Source organism: Enterobacter sp. BNK-22 (assembly GCF_048684805.1).
GTDB lineage: Bacteria > Pseudomonadota > Gammaproteobacteria > Enterobacterales > Enterobacteriaceae > Enterobacter > Enterobacter quasiroggenkampii.
This window is the reverse complement of the sequence record NZ_JBLQTT010000001.1, coordinates 4,096,668-4,112,886: the sequence shown is the minus strand read 5'-3', so window position 1 is coordinate 4,112,886 and position 16,219 is coordinate 4,096,668. Positions and strand designations below refer to the sequence as shown.

General features: G+C 53.9%; 16 protein-coding genes and 2 tRNA genes. 6 read left to right on the top strand and 12 right to left on the bottom strand.

Annotated elements, in window-relative coordinates; genetic code table 11:
- Positions 1–30 precede the first annotated feature (30 nt).
- A tRNA-Met gene (locus ACMGGE_RS19460) sits at positions 31–107 on the bottom strand.
- 287 nt (positions 108–394) lie between these two features.
- On the opposite strand from ACMGGE_RS19460, the gene argG reads away from it, so the two are divergent.
- Positions 395–1,741 carry an argininosuccinate synthase gene (argG, locus tag ACMGGE_RS19455; protein ID WP_014833433.1) on the top strand — a complete coding sequence of 449 codons (1,347 nt, stop codon included), beginning with the start codon at positions 395–397 and terminating at the stop codon, positions 1,739–1,741.
- 185 nt (positions 1,742–1,926) lie between these two features.
- Here argG and ACMGGE_RS19450 read toward each other — a convergent pair.
- The 6 genes from ACMGGE_RS19450 to rlmE form a co-directional block, all read right to left on the bottom strand.
- A tRNA-Leu gene (locus ACMGGE_RS19450) sits at positions 1,927–2,013 on the bottom strand.
- Positions 2,014–2,022: 9 nt separating this feature from the next.
- On the bottom strand, positions 2,023–2,355 hold the full coding sequence (gene secG, locus ACMGGE_RS19445) for a preprotein translocase subunit SecG (RefSeq protein WP_023309338.1): 333 nt from the start codon (positions 2,353–2,355) through the stop codon (positions 2,023–2,025).
- Positions 2,356–2,578: 223 nt separating this feature from the next.
- On the bottom strand, positions 2,579–3,916 hold the full coding sequence (gene glmM, locus ACMGGE_RS19440) for a phosphoglucosamine mutase (RefSeq protein ID WP_021242257.1): 1,338 nt from the start codon (positions 3,914–3,916) through the stop codon (positions 2,579–2,581).
- Positions 3,909–4,757: a dihydropteroate synthase gene (gene folP, locus ACMGGE_RS19435; protein WP_045910100.1), complete on the bottom strand. Its 849-nt coding sequence runs from the start codon at positions 4,755–4,757 to the stop codon at positions 3,909–3,911. The genes glmM and folP overlap by 8 nt, the downstream gene beginning before the upstream one ends.
- 98 nt (positions 4,758–4,855) lie before the next feature.
- Entirely contained in the window at positions 4,856–6,790 is a 1,935-nt protein-coding gene (gene ftsH, locus ACMGGE_RS19430) for an ATP-dependent zinc metalloprotease FtsH (protein WP_013098921.1), read from the bottom strand.
- 102 nt (positions 6,791–6,892) lie between these two features.
- Positions 6,893–7,519 (bottom strand): 23S rRNA (uridine(2552)-2'-O)-methyltransferase RlmE, encoded by a 627-nt coding sequence (rlmE, locus tag ACMGGE_RS19425; RefSeq protein WP_003861812.1) that lies wholly within the window; start codon positions 7,517–7,519, stop codon positions 6,893–6,895.
- 127 nt (positions 7,520–7,646) lie between these two features.
- Here rlmE and yhbY point away from each other — a divergent pair, with 127 nt between their 5' ends.
- Positions 7,647–7,940, top strand: a complete 294-nt coding sequence (gene yhbY / locus ACMGGE_RS19420) for a ribosome assembly RNA-binding protein YhbY (protein ID WP_003861814.1) — start codon at positions 7,647–7,649, stop codon at positions 7,938–7,940.
- Positions 7,941–8,091: 151 nt separating this feature from the next.
- Here the strand turns inward: yhbY and greA are convergent, their stop codons facing one another.
- Positions 8,092–8,568 (bottom strand): transcription elongation factor GreA, encoded by a 477-nt coding sequence (gene greA, locus ACMGGE_RS19415; RefSeq protein ID WP_014171793.1) that lies wholly within the window; start codon positions 8,566–8,568, stop codon positions 8,092–8,094.
- Between the two features lie 230 nt (positions 8,569–8,798).
- Between greA and dacB the strand changes: the two genes are divergently transcribed.
- From dacB to pmrB, 3 genes are read left to right on the top strand one after another with little or no spacing between them, the layout of a single operon-like run.
- Positions 8,799–10,232: a serine-type D-Ala-D-Ala carboxypeptidase gene (gene dacB / locus ACMGGE_RS19410; RefSeq protein WP_063622531.1), complete on the top strand. Its 1,434-nt coding sequence runs from the start codon at positions 8,799–8,801 to the stop codon at positions 10,230–10,232.
- A 2-nt stretch (positions 10,233–10,234) separates the two neighbouring features.
- On the top strand, positions 10,235–10,897 hold the full coding sequence (pmrA, locus tag ACMGGE_RS19405; RefSeq protein WP_024906362.1) for a two-component system response regulator PmrA: 663 nt from the start codon (positions 10,235–10,237) through the stop codon (positions 10,895–10,897).
- Positions 10,894–11,937, top strand: coding sequence for a two-component system sensor histidine kinase PmrB (pmrB, locus tag ACMGGE_RS19400; protein ID WP_262822137.1), 1,044 nt, complete (start codon positions 10,894–10,896; stop codon positions 11,935–11,937). The genes pmrA and pmrB overlap by 4 nt, the downstream gene beginning before the upstream one ends.
- A gap of 33 nt (positions 11,938–11,970) precedes the next feature.
- On the opposite strand, the gene cgtA is transcribed toward pmrB, so the two are convergent.
- The 4 genes from cgtA to rplU all read right to left on the bottom strand — a co-directional run bounded on the left by cgtA (position 11,971) and on the right by rplU (position 14,812).
- Positions 11,971–13,146, bottom strand: a complete 1,176-nt coding sequence (cgtA, locus tag ACMGGE_RS19395) for an Obg family GTPase CgtA (RefSeq protein WP_021242261.1) — start codon at positions 13,144–13,146, stop codon at positions 11,971–11,973.
- A 15-nt stretch (positions 13,147–13,161) separates the two neighbouring features.
- A complete protein-coding gene (locus tag ACMGGE_RS19390) occupies positions 13,162–14,127 on the bottom strand; it encodes a DMT family transporter (protein ID WP_014833443.1) in 966 nt (321 codons plus the stop codon).
- Between the two features lie 96 nt (positions 14,128–14,223).
- A complete protein-coding gene (gene rpmA, locus ACMGGE_RS19385; protein WP_004385076.1) occupies positions 14,224–14,481 on the bottom strand; it encodes a 50S ribosomal protein L27 in 258 nt (85 codons plus the stop codon).
- A gap of 19 nt (positions 14,482–14,500) precedes the next feature.
- Positions 14,501–14,812, bottom strand: coding sequence for a 50S ribosomal protein L21 (rplU, locus tag ACMGGE_RS19380; RefSeq protein ID WP_003025032.1), 312 nt, complete (start codon positions 14,810–14,812; stop codon positions 14,501–14,503).
- Positions 14,813–15,069: 257 nt separating this feature from the next.
- Here rplU and ispB point away from each other — a divergent pair, with 257 nt between their 5' ends.
- On the top strand, positions 15,070–16,041 hold the full coding sequence (gene ispB / locus ACMGGE_RS19375; RefSeq protein ID WP_008501461.1) for an octaprenyl diphosphate synthase: 972 nt from the start codon (positions 15,070–15,072) through the stop codon (positions 16,039–16,041).
- Positions 16,042–16,219 lie beyond the last annotated feature (178 nt).

The window sequence follows — 16,219 nt, the reverse complement described above, 5'->3', positions numbered from 1 at the left end:
GTATATTTGAAAAAGAACTTTATGGGAAAGTGGTTGCGGGGGCCGGATTTGAACCGACGACCTTCGGGTTATGAGCCCGACGAGCTACCAGGCTGCTCCACCCCGCGCCTGAAACGTGGCAAATTCTACGCGTTTTGGACAGAATTTGCAAATAATGCTGGGATTTGGTACCGAAGACGGGACGTAAAATCGGCGTTTAGTATATTGATAGTTGACCCCACCTGTCAAGGCGACTTCCGCCAGATCGATCAGACCAAAATTTTTACAAAAAACGCACGAGTCTCTTCCGGTCTTCGCCAAAAGATGATTAAATGAATACTCACTTATTTTGCATAAAAATGCACAAGAGAGCGAAAGCGGTCTCTAATCAGTCAATCAAGCAGGGTTTTATTCTATGACGACGATTCTCAAGCATCTTCCGGTAGGACAACGTATTGGCATCGCTTTCTCAGGTGGCCTGGATACCAGCGCTGCACTGCTGTGGATGCGCCAGAAGGGAGCGGTTCCGTATGCCTATACTGCGAACCTGGGTCAGCCGGATGAGGACGATTATGATGCTATTCCTCGTCGCGCGAAAGAGTATGGTGCAGAGAACGCGCGCCTGATTGACTGCCGTAAGCAACTGGTCGCGGAAGGTATCGCGGCGATTCAGTGTGGTGCATTCCATAACACCACCGGCGGCCTGACCTATTTCAACACCACTCCGCTGGGCCGTGCGGTGACCGGCACCATGCTGGTTGCCGCCATGAAAGAAGACGGCGTTAACATCTGGGGTGACGGCAGCACCTATAAAGGAAACGATATCGAACGTTTCTATCGTTATGGCCTGCTGACCAACGCCGAACTGCAGATTTACAAACCGTGGCTGGATACCGACTTCATCGACGAGCTGGGTGGTCGTCATGAAATGTCCGAGTTTATGATCGCCTGCGGTTTTGACTATAAGATGTCAGTCGAGAAAGCTTACTCCACCGACTCCAACATGCTGGGTGCGACGCACGAAGCGAAAGACCTGGAATTCCTGAACTCCAGCGTGAAGATCGTTAACCCAATCATGGGCGTGAAGTTCTGGGACGAGAACGTGAAGATCCCGGCAGAAGAAGTGACCGTTCGTTTCGAACGCGGTCATCCGGTTGCGCTGAACGGCAAAACCTTCTCTGACGATGTGGAGCTGATGCTGGAAGCAAACCGCATCGGCGGTCGTCATGGTCTGGGCATGAGCGATCAGATTGAAAACCGTATCATCGAAGCGAAAAGCCGTGGTATCTATGAAGCCCCGGGGATGGCGCTGCTGCACATCGCTTACGAGCGTCTGCTGACCGGCATTCACAACGAAGACACCATTGAGCAGTATCACTCTCATGGCCGTCAGCTGGGCAAACTGCTGTATCAGGGCCGCTGGTTCGATCCGCAGGCGCTGATGCTGCGTGATGCGCTGCAGCGTTGGGTGGCGAGTGCAATCACCGGTGAAGTGACCCTGGAACTGCGTCGCGGTAACGACTACTCCATTCTGAACACCGTGTCTGACAACCTGACCTATAAAGCAGAGCGTCTGACCATGGAGAAAGGTGAATCCGTGTTCTCACCGGACGATCGTATTGGCCAGCTGACCATGCGTAACCTGGACATCACCGATACCCGTGAGAAGCTGTTCAACTATGTTGAGAACGGTTTGCTGTCAGCCAGTTCAGGTAACGGCCTGCCGCAGGTTGAAAACCTCGAGCACAGCGATAAGAAATAATCGCTGATGTAGCATGCAAAAGGCGTCCTGCGGACGCCTTTTTTATTTGGCCTTTCGTAGGGCGGGTAAGCGCAGCGCCACCCGCCATTTTGCCCGGTGGCGCTGCGCTTACCGGGCCTACGAAAAACTACACATAATTTACAGACGAAAAAAAGACGTCTTTCGACGTCTTTCTTCTGGAATATTGGTACCGAGGATGGGACTCGAACCCACAAGCCCGTTAGGGCACTACCACCTCAAGGTAGCGTGTCTACCAATTCCACCACCTCGGTACAGAATACTTAGTGCGGGATATCGCTGGTTGGCTTAGCCGGTGCAGCTGGCTGAGTCTGCTCAGTTTTCGCTGGCGCGCTCAGGTTTTCCCACTCGCTTCCTTTGCTGGTCTTGTTGCTGTTGATATTGCCAAGCACCAGGCTGATGATGAAGAACAGCGTAGCCAGAATCGCCGTAGTGCGGGTCATGAAGTTCGCAGAACCACTTGAACCAAACAGCGTACCGGAAGCGCCTGCTCCGAAGGAGGCTCCCATATCAGCGCCTTTACCTTGCTGCAGCATAATCAGCGCTACGAGAGCGATGGCTACAATAAGGAAAACAACTAAAAGAGCTTCGTACATAATCAACCTGTTCCTTGCGGATTTGCCGCATACCAATGCTTCGACCAATTAGCAGGATTTTTGTTTCCCACTGAAGCGGGTGTGAATACTAACCAAAGCGAATCACCTTCGCAAGGGCATTTTCGACGCATTGTATCAACTGCGGAAAAAAACAGCAAAAAGCCATTAATTGCTTAAAACAAAGGCGGCAAACGCCGCCTTTTTAAACATTTAGCGTGCAAGATTATGCAGCTTTTACGGCATCCGCAATACGGTGCGCAAATTCGGTTACCTGCGCTTCGTCTTCGCCTTCCACCATTACGCGGATCAGCGGTTCGGTACCAGACTTACGCAGCAGCACGCGTCCACGGCTGCCGAGGGCCGCTTCAACGTCAGCCATCACCGCTTTCACGTTCTCATTTTCCAGCGGGTCGCCTTTGCCGGCAGTAAAACGTACGTTGACCAGAATCTGTGGGAACATTTTCATGCCGCTGCACAGGTCGTGCAGGCTCATATGGTTGCGCGCCATCGCGGCAACCACCTGCAGCGCGGCCACAATACCGTCACCGGTGGTGGTTTTGTCGAGCAGGATCACGTGACCTGAGTTCTCCGCGCCGATACGCCAGCCCTTCTCCTGCAATTTTTCCAGCACATAGCGGTCACCCACTTTCGCGCGAACGAACGGAATACCGAGCTGTTTCAGCGCCAGTTCCAGGCCCATGTTACTCATCAGCGTCCCGACCGCACCGCCGCGCAGCTGACCCTGACGCAGACCTTCACGCGCAATAATGTAGAGGATCTGGTCGCCGTCGACCTTGTTACCTTCGTGATCAACCATGATCACGCGGTCACCGTCGCCGTCCAGCGCAATGCCCAGATCGGCTTTTTCTGCCAGAACGCGCGCCTGCAGGGCACGAACGTCCGTCGCGCCGACCTGCTCGTTGATGTTCAGACCATCCGGCTCACAGCCAATGGCGATCACTTTCGCACCGAGCTCGCGGAAGACATTCGGGGCGATGTGATAGGTCGCGCCATTTGCGCAGTCCACCACAATTTTGAGGTGCGCCAGGCTCAGCTCATTCGGGAAGGTGCCTTTACAAAATTCGATATAGCGACCCGCCGCATCAACGATACGGTTCGCTTTACCCAGCTCGGCGGAATCAACACAGGTGATCTCTTTTTCCATTTCAGCTTCAATGGCTTCTTCCACCTCATCCGGCAGCTTAGTGCCATCAATTGAGAAGAATTTAATGCCGTTGTCGTAGAACGGGTTATGAGAGGCCGAGATGACAATCCCCGCTTCCGCACGGAAGGTGCGCGTCAGATACGCGACCGCAGGCGTTGGCATTGGGCCTGTAAAAGAGGCGGACAGTCCAGCCGCCGCCAGACCCGCTTCCAGCGCGGATTCCAGCATATAGCCGGAAATACGGGTGTCTTTACCGATGATAATTTTACGTGAGCCATGACGCGCCAGAACCTTGCCGGCAGCCCAGCCGAGCTTCAGGACAAAATCAGGGGTGATGGGAGCATCGCCTACGCGCCCGCGGATACCGTCGGTACCAAAATATTTACGATTACTCATAGCGTTTGTTTTCCTTCGCTGCCAGTGTGGCTTCCACCACACGCATGGCTTCTACTGTTTCTTTGACGTCATGGACACGAATGATGTGCGCACCCTGCATCGCCGCAATCACCGCGCAGGCCAGGCTGCCGCTCAGGCGTTCGCTCGGGCCTACATTCAGCAACTGGCCAATCATCGATTTCCTCGACATCCCCACCAGCAGCGGCAGGCCAAAGTGATGAAATTCAGATAAGCGCGCAAGCAGCGCATAGTTGTGGGAGAGATTTTTACCGAAACCGAACCCCGGGTCGAGCAGCAATTTCTCTTTTGGGATACCTGCACGTTCGCAGCGTTCGATATGCTCAATAAAGAAGCGGTTTACGTCGGCAAAGACATCGTCATACTTCGGCGCGTCCTGCATGGTTTTCGGCTGCCCCTGCATATGCATCAGGCAAACCGGCAGCCCGGTTTCCGCAGCCGCCTCAATCGCCCCCGGTTCGGTAAGTGAACGAATATCATTGATAATGTGAGCGCCCACTCTCGCCACTTCACGGATCACTTCCGGTTTGGAGGTATCAACGGAGATCCACACTTCAAACCGCTGCGCGATAGCTTCAACGACCGGCACCACGCGCGCCAGCTCTTCTTCCACAGACACGTCCGCCGCACCGGGACGCGTCGATTCGCCGCCAACATCAATGATGGTGGCACCTGCATTGATCATTAAATTCGCGTGCTTAACCGCCTCGATAAGCGTGTTATGCGTGCCACCGTCAGAGAAGGAGTCAGGGGTAACATTCAGGATCCCCATCACATGGGGATGTGAAAGATCGAGATGCGAGTCCTGAGCGAATAATTTCATGGCGAAATCCCTGATATCTAAATGGTTAAACAGAAATGAAAAACCCCGGAGCAAGCTCCAGGGTTTGAGTTACAGACAAACGCTTCAACAGCAGTGACTTACTTATCGCCCAACTGTTCTGACATGGTGTTGCCCGGGTTTGGCGTACGCGGTTCATCAACCGGACGCGGCGCACGCGGGGTGCCATTGTTGTCAGAGTTATTGGAAGCGCCTGGGTCTTCCCAGCCTGCTGGCGGACGCACTTCGCGGCGCGCCATCAGGTCGTCAATCTGCGGTGCATCGATGGTCTCATATTTCATGAGCGCATCTTTCATGGAATGCAGAATGTCCATGTTGTCATTCAGGATCTGACGCGCGCGACCGTAGTTACGTTCAATCAGCGCTTTCACTTCCTGGTCGATGATACGAGCCGTTTCATCGGACATATGTTTCGCTTTTGCCACGGAGCGGCCCAGGAACACTTCGCCCTCTTCCTCTGCATAGAGCAGCGGACCGAGTTTGTCGGAGAAGCCCCACTGAGTCACCATGTTACGCGCCAGGTTTGTCGCCACTTTAATGTCGTTCGACGCACCGGTAGAAACATGTTCCGGACCGTAGATAATCTCTTCGGCCAGACGACCGCCGTACAGGGTTGAGATCTGGCTTTCCAGCTTCTGACGGCTGGCGCTGATCGCGTCGCCTTCAGGCAGGAAGAAGGTCACACCCAGCGCACGACCGCGCGGAATAATCGTCACTTTATGCACCGGATCGTGTTCCGGCACCAGACGACCGATAATCGCGTGACCGGCTTCGTGGTAAGCCGTGGACTCTTTCTGCGCTTCCGTCATCACCATGGAGCGACGTTCCGCACCCATCATGATCTTGTCTTTCGCTTTCTCGAACTCCACCATCGACACGACGCGCTTGTTACCGCGAGCGGCAAACAGTGCAGCTTCGTTGACCAGGTTAGCGAGATCCGCACCGGAGAAGCCCGGAGTACCGCGCGCAATGATTGCCGCGTCGATGTCGGGTGCCAGCGGTACGCGACGCATGTGAACTTTCAGAATCTGTTCACGACCGCGAACATCCGGCAGACCGACAACAACCTGACGGTCGAAACGGCCTGGACGCAGCAGCGCCGGGTCAAGAACGTCCGGACGGTTAGTCGCCGCGATAACGATGATACCTTCGTTACCTTCGAAGCCGTCCATCTCAACCAGCATCTGGTTCAGCGTCTGTTCACGTTCATCGTGACCACCACCCAGGCCTGCGCCACGCTGGCGGCCTACGGCGTCGATTTCATCGATGAAGATTATGCACGGTGCTGCCTTCTTGGCCTGCTCGAACATGTCACGCACACGAGATGCACCAACACCCACGAACATTTCGACGAAGTCAGAACCTGAAATAGTAAAGAACGGCACCTTCGCTTCACCCGCGATGGCTTTCGCCAGCAGGGTTTTACCGGTACCCGGAGGGCCAACCATCAGCACGCCTTTCGGGATTTTACCGCCCAGTTTCTGGAAACGGCTCGGCTCACGCAGGTATTCAACCAGTTCACCGACCTCTTCTTTCGCTTCGTCACACCCGGCAACGTCCGCAAAAGTGGTCTTGATCTGATCTTCCGTCAACATACGCGCCTTGCTCTTACCGAACGACATGGCACCTTTGCCACCGCCGCCCTGCATCTGGCGCATAAAGAAGATCCAGACGCCGATAAGAAGCAGCATCGGGAACCAGGAAATGAAGATAGAAGCCAGCAGGCTTGGTTCTTCTGGCGGCTCACCTACCACCTTGACGTTTTTAGTCAGAAGGTTATCAAGCAGCTTAGGATCGTTCACCGGGATGTAAGTCGTGTAACGGTTACTATCTTTCTTGGTAACGTTGATCTCACGTCCGTTGATACGCGCTTCGCGAACCTGGTCCTGATTGACCTCCTGCAGGAAGGTAGAATAATCCACCTTGCGGCCATTCGACTCGCTGGGCCCAAAGCTCTGGAATACTGACATCAGCACAACGGCAATGACCAGCCAGAGTATTAGGTTTTTCGCCATGTCACTCAAGGGATTAACCTCATATTACAACTGTGTTAAAAACAGCGTCAGGATACTCTATATCCAGTTTCATTCAAACTTTCGTCTGAAATCTCCCGGTTATCATTTTCGCCCGGTCGCTACAATATACACTTCACGGGAACGGGCCCGGGAAGAGTCCGGCTTACGAACTTTGACCTTCGCAAACAGGGAGCGAATTTCCTTAAGATACTCCTCGAAACCTTCGCCCTGAAACACCTTCACAACAAAACTACCACCAGGCGCTAGTACATCACGACACATTTCTAACGCTAGCTCCACCAGATACATGGCGCGGGGGATATCCACCGCCGGTGTTCCGCACATATTTGGTGCCATATCTGACATGACAACCTGGACCTTACTGTCACCTACACGATCAAGTAACGCTTTCAGCACTAATTCATCACGAAAGTCGCCCTGAAGGAAGTCGACACCGACGATGGGATCCATTGGTAAAAGATCGCACGCGATGATTCGGCCCGTTCCGCCGATCTGCGTTACCGCATACTGAGACCATCCGCCAGGTGCCGCACCGAGGTCAACAACCGTCATCCCCGGCTTAAAAAGTTTGTCACTTTGCTGTATTTCATCAAGTTTAAACCAGGCACGGGAACGCAACCCCTTTTTCTGTGCCTGTTGAACATATTTATCGCTAAAGTGTTCCTGGAGCCAGCGGCTGGAGCTGGCAGAACGCTTTTTACCTGTCATTTAACATTTCCGTCCTGGTTCATCGTTGCTTGCCTGTGACGTAAATTTCTACGCAGCTATTTGGCGATATAAGGGAGATGGCGGTAGAATGAACCGTTTTCAATCCCAACGTAAGCAAAAATATACGATGAATCTGAGTACTAAACAAAAACAGCACCTTAAAGGTCTGGCACATCCGCTCAAGCCTGTAGTGATGCTTGGCAACAATGGTTTGACCGAAGGGGTGCTTGCCGAGATTGAACAAGCGCTGGAACACCACGAGCTGATCAAGGTGAAAATCGCCTCTGAAGACAGAGACACTAAAAACCTGATCGTGGAAGCCATCGTGCGCGAAACCGGCGCCTGTAATGTACAGGTCATCGGTAAAACGCTGGTGCTCTACCGCCCGTCTAAAGAGCGTAAAATCTCGCTGCCACGTTAAGGATATCCTGAATTAAACACATTTTCTGTGTGAAACGAGGGATTTCTGTCAGCAGGCGAGCAAAATGCCATGCTCCTTGAGTTGATAAAAGGCCGCTACGCGGCCTTTTTCTTTTCTTTACAATGTATCAACATCTTAGTAGAGAAGCGAATTACAGGTATTCAACCTTAATAATTTCGTATTCTACTTCACCGCCAGGGGTGCGGATGGTGACAACATCGTCCTGCTCTTTGCCAATCAGGCCGCGAGCAATCGGCGAGTTCACCGAAATCAGGTTCTGTTTGAAGTCAGCTTCATCATCACCCACGATGCGATAGGTCTGCTCTTCGTCGTTGTCCAGGTTCAGCACGGTAACGGTAGAACCAAAGATCACACGGCCATTATTCGGCATCTTAGTGATATCGATAACCTGTGCATTGGACAGCTTTGCTTCGATATCTTTAATACGCCCTTCACAGAAACCCTGCTGCTCACGCGCGGCGTGGTATTCAGCATTCTCTTTCAGGTCGCCATGCTCGCGCGCATCCGCGATAGCGGCGATGATTTCAGGACGACGCACGGATTTCAGGAAATCCAGCTCTTCGCGCAGTTTTTCGGCACCACGTAAGGTCATCGGAATAGCTTGCATTTGTTATACCTCTTAAACATTCCTGTTGGGAGCAGTGTTCCCTGCTCCTGCCCCCCTTTAAGCGGGCAAGAAGCAAAAAGAAAACCGACCCGGGAGCGATGCCCCAGGTCAGCAGCAATTTTTCAATTTGATACGCATTTTACCGCGAAGTTCACTATGGGTCATCGTTTACTTTGCAGTGCCATGCACCGTAGTATGACGGTTTGTTTTCGGGTTGTTAGCGCGAGATTATGCGATTTTCCAGTTTTATCATCGGATTGACTACCAGTATAACGTTCACCGCTCAGGCCGCGAATGTTGATGAGTACATTAATCAGCTTCCCGCAGGCGCGAACCTCGCCCTGATGGTGCAGAAGGTTGGCGCACAGGCTCCCGAGATTGACTATCACAGTCAACAGATGGCGCTGCCTGCCAGTACCCAAAAGGTGATCACCGCCCTCGCCGCCCTGCTCCAGCTCGGGCCTGACTTCCGTTTTACGACCACTCTTGAAACCAAAGGTAACGTCGAGGGTGGCGAACTGAAAGGCGATCTTATCGCCCGTTTTGGCGGCGATCCGACCTTTAAACGCCAGGATATCCGCAATATGGTTGCGGTGCTGAAAAAAACCGGCGTGCAGAAAATTAACGGCAATGTGCTGATCGATACCTCCATCTTTGCCAGCCACGATAAAGCCCCGGGCTGGCCGTGGAACGACATGACGCAGTGCTTTAGCGCCCCGCCCGCCGCCGCGATTGTTGACCGCAACTGCTTCTCGGTTTCGCTTTACAGTGCGCCAAAGCCGGATGATTTAGCGTTTATTCGCATAGCGTCCTACTACCCGGTCACCATGTTTAGTCAGGTCCGCACGCTGGCCAAGGGCTCTCCTGATGCACAGTACTGCGAACTGGATGTGGTGCCAGGCGATCTTAACCGCTTCACGCTGACCGGCTGCCTGACGCAGCGCGCCGATCCGCTGCCGCTGGCCTTTGCGATACAGGATGGCGCAAGCTATGCAGGCGCCATTCTGAAAGATGAGCTGAAACAAGCGGGAATAACCTATTCCGGTACCCTGCTTCGTCAGACGCAGGTCAACCAGCCCGGCACGGTCATCGCCAGCAAACAGTCTGCGCCGTTGCACGATTTACTGCGAATTATGCTGAAAAAGTCGGACAACATGATTGCCGATACGGTGTTCCGCATGATTGGTCACGCCCGTTTCGGCGTGCCGGGAACCTGGCGCGCGGGTTCAGACGCGGTTCGGCAGATCCTGCGCCAGCAGGCGGGGATCGATCTGGGTAATACCATCGCCGTCGATGGCTCCGGACTATCGCGCCATAATTTGATCTCTCCGGCCACGATGATGCAGGTGCTTCAGTACATTGCACAACATGACACTGAACTAAACTTTATTTCAATGCTGCCGCTGGCCGGGCATGACGGTTCACTGCAGTACCGCGCAGGGCTTCACGCCGCGGGCGTGGATGGCAAAGTCTCCGCGAAAACAGGCTCACTGCAGGGGGTTTATAACCTTGCAGGCTTCATCACTACCGCCAGCGGACAGCGCATGGCATTCGTGCAGTATCTTTCCGGCTATGCCGTCGAACCGACCGACCAGCGCAATCGTCGTATTCCACTGGTTCGCTTCGAAAGCAGGCTTTATAAGGACATCTACCAGAATAACTAGCGATGAAACTACTTATAGTTGAAGACGATCTGTTATTGCAGGAAGGGCTGGCGCTGGGGCTGGCCAATGAAGGGTATGCTCTCGACTGTGCAGGCACGGCAGCAGAGGCGGATGCCCTGATCCAGAGCGGCGAATACAGCCTGGTGATCCTCGATTTGGGCTTGCCGGATAAAGACGGCGCCACGCTGCTCAGCCAGTGGCGACGTCGCGGCATCGCCAACCCGGTATTGATCCTGACGGCACGTGATGCCATTGAAGACCGTATCACCGGCCTCGATGCAGGCGCAGACGATTACCTGGTGAAGCCTTTTGCGCTCGCGGAGCTGCAGGCTCGGGTGCGAGCGTTGATTCGCCGCTATCAGGGCCATAGTGATAACTTACTGACCGACGGCGATATTACGCTGAATTTGCAAACCCAGCAGGTGCTGCGTCAGGATCAGGCCGTAGAGGTGACGCCAAAAGAGTTCGCCTTGCTTACGCGTCTGATCATGCGCAGCGGGCAAACGGTACACCGAGAAACGCTCCAGCAGGATATCTACTCCTGGCAGGACGATCCCGGGTCAAATACCCTTGAGGTCCATATTCATAACCTGCGGCGTAAGCTCGGCAAAGACAGGATCAAAACCGTTCGCGGCGTCGGCTACCGTCTGGAGAGCCAGAAATGAACAGCATGCGTCGGCGTTTGATGGTGCTGCTGGCGGTCATTCTGTTATTTTTCCAGCTGATAAGCGTCATCTGGCTCTGGCATGAAAGCCGTGAACAAATAGGGTTTCTGGTCAACGAAACGCTGTCAGCGAAAGCGCGCAATAATCACGTTGAGAAAGAGATCCGCGAAGCGATTGCCTCGCTGCTGGTCCCTTCCCTGGTGATGGTCGGTTTTACCCTGTTCTTCTCCTTCTGGGCCGTCACCTGGATAACCCGGCCGCTGAATAAGCTCCGCGACAGCCTCGCTAACCGCTCAGCCGATAACTTAACCCCGCTTCCTATGTATTCCGACATGGAAGAAATTGGCGCGGTGACGACCTCCCTGAACCAGCTGCTGGCCCGGCTGGATAGCACCATTCAACAGGAGCGTCTCTTCACCGCAGACGCCGCACACGAACTGAGAACGCCTCTGGCCGGTATCCGGCTCCATCTGGAGCTGATGTCGCAGTCAGGTGCGCCTCAGGCCGCCACGCTGGTTAGCCGTATCGATCAGCTCATGCATACCGTCGAACAGCTGCTGATGCTGGCCCGTGCCGGACAGGCAATGGCGAGCGGCCACTACGAAACCGTGAGCTGGACGGAAAATATCATCGAACCTCTCGGCCTTGGGCATGAAGCCAAAGAGCATACGGTGATTTGGCCCGCTAAAAGCGCGCTCACGGTTCAGGGAGACGCCGTTCTCCTGCGCCTGATGCTGCGCAACCTGCTGGAGAATGCCGGGCGCTACAGCCCGGCAGGGACAACGATTACAGTGACATTAACCGAGGTCGACGGCGGGACGCAGATCAGCGTTATCGATCAGGGCCCGGGAATTGATGAAGCGCATCGACAGTCCATTACCGAGCCATTCCGCCGTCTTGACCAGCGCTACGGAGGCAGCGGTCTGGGCCTGAGCATCGTACAGCGTATCCTCCAGCTCCACCACGGCAGGCTGACGCTTGAGAATGGCGCTGAAGGCGGTTTAATCGCCAGTTGCTGGCTGCCCGCAACGCTGGAATAAAAAAGCCCCCATAACGGGGGCTTTGAACAGCAATTAGTGCTTGTAGATGAACTCGACGCCTTCTTCGTCGTCTTCATCCCAGTCATCGTCCCAGTCTTCATCGTCTTCTTCCGCTTCCAGCTCTTCGAGCTGCTGGCGGTGGTAGTCATCCCACATGAATTCGACTTTTTCAGGCTGTTTGACTTCTTCCGCCTGAACAATTGGGTTCTCAATGATGAAGGTCATCACATCCCAGCACAGATCTTTCACGCCGACCTGGCTTGCCGCAGAGATCAGGTAGTATTTATCTTCCCAACCCATCGCTTCAGCAATGGCTTTTGCTTTTGCTTCCGCTTCGGCTTTGTCCATCAGGTCGATCTTGTTAAAGACCAGCCAGCGTGGTTTGTTCGCCAGTTTCTCGCTGTATTTCTCCAGCTCGCCAACGATAATGCGGGCGTTTTCAACCGGATCGGAACCGTCGATAGGATCGATATCGATAAGGTGCAGCAGCACGCGGCAGCGCTCAAGGTGTTTCAGGAAGCGAATACCCAGACCCGCCCCTTCCGCGGCGCCTTCAATCAGACCCGGAATATCGGCGACCACGAAGCTCTTCTCGTTATCCATACGGACAACGCCCAGGCTTGGTACCAGCGTGGTAAACGGATAGTCCGCCACTTTTGGCTTGGCTGCAGAGACGGCGCGAATAAACGTCGATTTACCCGCGTTTGGCATACCCAGCATGCCCACGTCAGCCAGAAGCATCAGCTCCAGCTGCAGGTCGCGCTTATCGCCCGGCGTACCCATCGTTTTCTGACGCGGCGTACGGTTAACGGAAGATTTGAAACGGCTGTTACCCAGACCGTGCCAGCCGCCTTTCGCCACCATCAGGCGCTGACCGTGTTTGGTCATGTCACCCATGGTTTCACCCGTCCCCTGGTCAATCACACGCGTACCGACCGGCACTTTAATGGTGACATCTTTACCGCGTTTCCCGGTACAGTCACGGCTCTGGCCGTTCTGACCACGTTCAGCGCGGAAGGATTTTTCGAAACGGTAGTCGATCAGCGTGTTGAGGTTCTCATCCGCCTCCAGCCACACGTCACCACCATCCCCACCGTCGCCGCCATCAGGACCGCCACGAGGGATATACTTTTCACGGCGGAAGCTCACGCAACCGTTGCCGCCATCACCAGCCACGACCAGGATCGTCGCTTCATCAACAAACTTCATTTTACTCTCCGTAACTCATTCGCCTGAGCGGGGGACTACTACAACCGCTTCATTTTTGCGCCAACGTCCCCAGAGACGATGACCAATGGCGGAATACATCGCGCCCGCAACCACGACAAACGCACCGAGATAACCCAACAGGTTGAGCATCGGTCTGACGAAGACATCGGGCCAGGCCATTGATAACAAATCTGAAAATAACAGCGTAAACAGCGGGGTAAGCGTGATCAACGCGCTCACCTGTGCTGCCTGCCAGCGCGCCATCGCTTCGGCCAGCGCGCCATAACCGACCAGCGTGTTCAGCCCACAAAAAATGAGGCACGCCAGTTGCCAGTCGCTAAGCTGGGTAATTACGCCCGGCTTCGCTAATGGCAGTAATGCTATTGTACACAAAGTGTACAGCAAAAAGAGGATCTGCTGTGAGGCAAGCCGACGCAATAACACCTTTTGCGCGACACCATAGCTCACCCAGACCGTTGCTGCCCCCACACCGAAAATGACACCCCATGTGTAATCCGTCAGGCGGGTAAAAATCTCGATCAGACTGGTGTTGAAGAACATCACCAGACCGCACAACAGCATGCTCGCCCCGATAATCTGCGTACCGCGCATCTTCTCCTTGAGGATAAAGACGCTGGCAACCATCATGCCCACCGGCGAAAGCTGACCAATCACCTGCGACGCCGTGGGGCTGAGATATTGCAGGGAAGAGCTGAACAGGATGAAATTACCGAACAGACCGCCCGTCGCGATAGCCAGCAGCACCAGCCAGCGCGGTTTACGGAAGAGCCGCAAGGGTGGAAGCTTACCTTTGACGGCCAGAATCGCCCCGAGGCCGATGCTTGCCATCAGAAAGCGATAAAAGACCACCGTAGGCGGCTCCATCACTTCCAGTACCTGCTTCATTGCAATTGGCAGCGCACCCCAGCACATTGCGGTTGTGAGCGCCAAAAGAATTCCTATGCCGGCCTGCTGCTTCATGCCCGTTTTCCCTACAGAAAAAATTACCGGGTTTCCAATGTAAAAAGCCCCGCAACTGGTTGCGGGGCTTTAATCCGTTACCGGACCGAGAAAACCTTACTCAGCAACGATGCTGATGTATTTACGGTTGTTCGGGCCTTTAACTTCAAATTTCACTTTACCGTCTGCTTTAGCAAACAGAGTGTGGTCACGACCGCAACCTACGTTGTTGCCAGCGTGGAATTTGGTACCACGTTGACGAACGATGATGCTACCCGCCAGAACGGATTCGCCACCGAAACGCTTAACGCCCAGGCGTTTAGCTTCTGAATCGCGACCGTTACGTGTGGAGCCGCCAGCCTTTTTATGTGCCATTTAAATCTCTCCTCAGGTCTTAGGCGCTGATGCCAGTAATTTTCACATCAGTGAACCACTGACGGTGGCCCTGCTGCTTACGGTAGTGCTTACGACGACGAAACTTAACGATTTTAACTTTCTCGCCACGACCGTGTGCAACAACTTCAGCTTTGATAACGCCGCCATCAACGAAAGGAACGCCGATTTTGACTTCTTCACCGTTTGCGATCATCAGAACTTCTGCGAATTCAACAGATTCGCCAGTTGCGATGTCCAGCTTTTCCAGGCGAACGGTCTGACCTTCGCTTACTCGGTGTTGTTTACCACCACTTTGGAAAACCGCGTACATATAAACTCCGCTTCCGCGCACGTCCTCGTATGAATCAGAGTGCGCTATAAATATTCACAATAGGGCGCGAATATTACGCAAAACGCGAGCCTTTGACAAGTGCTACCGTCAATACATGAAGAAAAAAAACACAACACGTACGGTAACGTTTATCTGAGCCGTTTTTTCAGTACAATCAGCACTACTATTGATAAACCGAAACCCTTCGTTACCCCATTGAAGATGGGATCAACAGGATAAAAAGCCCGGCTTTTGCGATGAATTTAGAAAAAATCAACGAGTTAACCGCGCAAGATATGGCGGGTGTGAATGCAGCAATCCTGGAGCAACTCAACTCTGACGTTCAGCTGATCAATCAGTTGGGCTATTACATTGTCAGCGGCGGCGGTAAACGCATTCGTCCGATGATTGCCATTCTGGCTGCCAGAGCCGTTGGTTATCAGGGAAATGCTCACATCACTATCGCAGCGCTCATCGAATTTATCCACACGGCGACGCTTCTGCACGACGATGTGGTGGATGAATCGGATATGCGTCGTGGCAAAGCCACGGCTAACGCCGCGTTCGGGAACGCCGCCAGCGTCCTGGTGGGGGATTTTATCTATACCCGCGCCTTCCAGATGATGACCAGCCTGGGTTCCCTGAAAGTGCTGGAAGTAATGTCTGAAGCCGTTAACGTCATCGCTGAAGGCGAAGTGCTGCAGCTGATGAACGTCAACGACCCGGACATCACCGAAGAAAACTACATGCGCGTCATCTACAGCAAAACCGCGCGTCTGTTTGAAGCGGCGGCCCAGTGTTCCGGCATTTTGGCTGGCTGTACCGAAGCACAGGAAAAAGGCCTGCAGGACTATGGCCGCTATCTGGGCACAGCCTTCCAGCTGATTGACGATCTGCTGGACTACAGTGCGGACGGCGAAACGCTCGGCAAAAACGTTGGCGATGACCTGAACGAAGGCAAACCGACCCTGCCGCTGCTCCACGCCATGCGTAACGGAACGGCAGATCAGGCGAAAATGATCCGTGAAGCGATTGAGCAGGGAAATGGTCGCCATCTTCTGGAACCCGTGCTGGAAACCATGGCGATCTGCGGCTCGCTGGAATGGACGCGTCAGCGTGCGGAAGAAGAAGCCGACAAAGCCATCGAAGCACTCCAGGTCATTCCCGACAGCCCATGGCGCGAGGCACTGATTGGCCTTGCCCACATCGCCGTTCAGCGCGACCGTTAATCTTGCTTTCTCTCCCCGCGTTCCTGGCGGGGAGATTCCAGTACACACCCGTAAATTCCGCATTCACGTAAATTCATCGGTTTAGAGACCGCATGAATAAAGCCGTGTCTTATTCTGAATATTCCTTCAAGTAACGCGAACTTTTTAGAACAAGAGTTCGAAATGGGTATAGTAAACC

Bases quoted from the DNA above. Each gene is read 5' to 3' on its own strand.
- argG (WP_014833433.1), top strand. From the start codon at position 395: ATGACGACGATTCTCAAGCATCTTCCGGTAGGACAACGTATTGGCATC.
- secG (WP_023309338.1), bottom strand. From the start codon at position 2,355: ATGTACGAAGCTCTTTTAGTTGTTTTCCTTATTGTAGCCATCGCTCTC.
- glmM (WP_021242257.1), bottom strand. From the start codon at position 3,916: ATGAGTAATCGTAAATATTTTGGTACCGACGGTATCCGCGGGCGCGTA.
- folP (WP_045910100.1), bottom strand. From the start codon at position 4,757: ATGAAATTATTCGCTCAGGACTCGCATCTCGATCTTTCACATCCCCAT.
- ftsH (WP_013098921.1), bottom strand. From the start codon at position 6,790: ATGGCGAAAAACCTAATACTCTGGCTGGTCATTGCCGTTGTGCTGATG.
- rlmE (WP_003861812.1), bottom strand. From the start codon at position 7,519: ATGACAGGTAAAAAGCGTTCTGCCAGCTCCAGCCGCTGGCTCCAGGAA.
- yhbY (WP_003861814.1), top strand. From the start codon at position 7,647: ATGAATCTGAGTACTAAACAAAAACAGCACCTTAAAGGTCTGGCACAT.
- greA (WP_014171793.1), bottom strand. From the start codon at position 8,568: ATGCAAGCTATTCCGATGACCTTACGTGGTGCCGAAAAACTGCGCGAA.
- dacB (WP_063622531.1), top strand. From the start codon at position 8,799: ATGCGATTTTCCAGTTTTATCATCGGATTGACTACCAGTATAACGTTC.
- pmrA (WP_024906362.1), top strand. From the start codon at position 10,235: ATGAAACTACTTATAGTTGAAGACGATCTGTTATTGCAGGAAGGGCTG.
- pmrB (WP_262822137.1), top strand. From the start codon at position 10,894: ATGAACAGCATGCGTCGGCGTTTGATGGTGCTGCTGGCGGTCATTCTG.
- cgtA (WP_021242261.1), bottom strand. From the start codon at position 13,146: ATGAAGTTTGTTGATGAAGCGACGATCCTGGTCGTGGCTGGTGATGGC.
- ACMGGE_RS19390 (WP_014833443.1), bottom strand. From the start codon at position 14,127: ATGAAGCAGCAGGCCGGCATAGGAATTCTTTTGGCGCTCACAACCGCA.
- rpmA (WP_004385076.1), bottom strand. From the start codon at position 14,481: ATGGCACATAAAAAGGCTGGCGGCTCCACACGTAACGGTCGCGATTCA.
- rplU (WP_003025032.1), bottom strand. From the start codon at position 14,812: ATGTACGCGGTTTTCCAAAGTGGTGGTAAACAACACCGAGTAAGCGAA.
- ispB (WP_008501461.1), top strand. From the start codon at position 15,070: ATGAATTTAGAAAAAATCAACGAGTTAACCGCGCAAGATATGGCGGGT.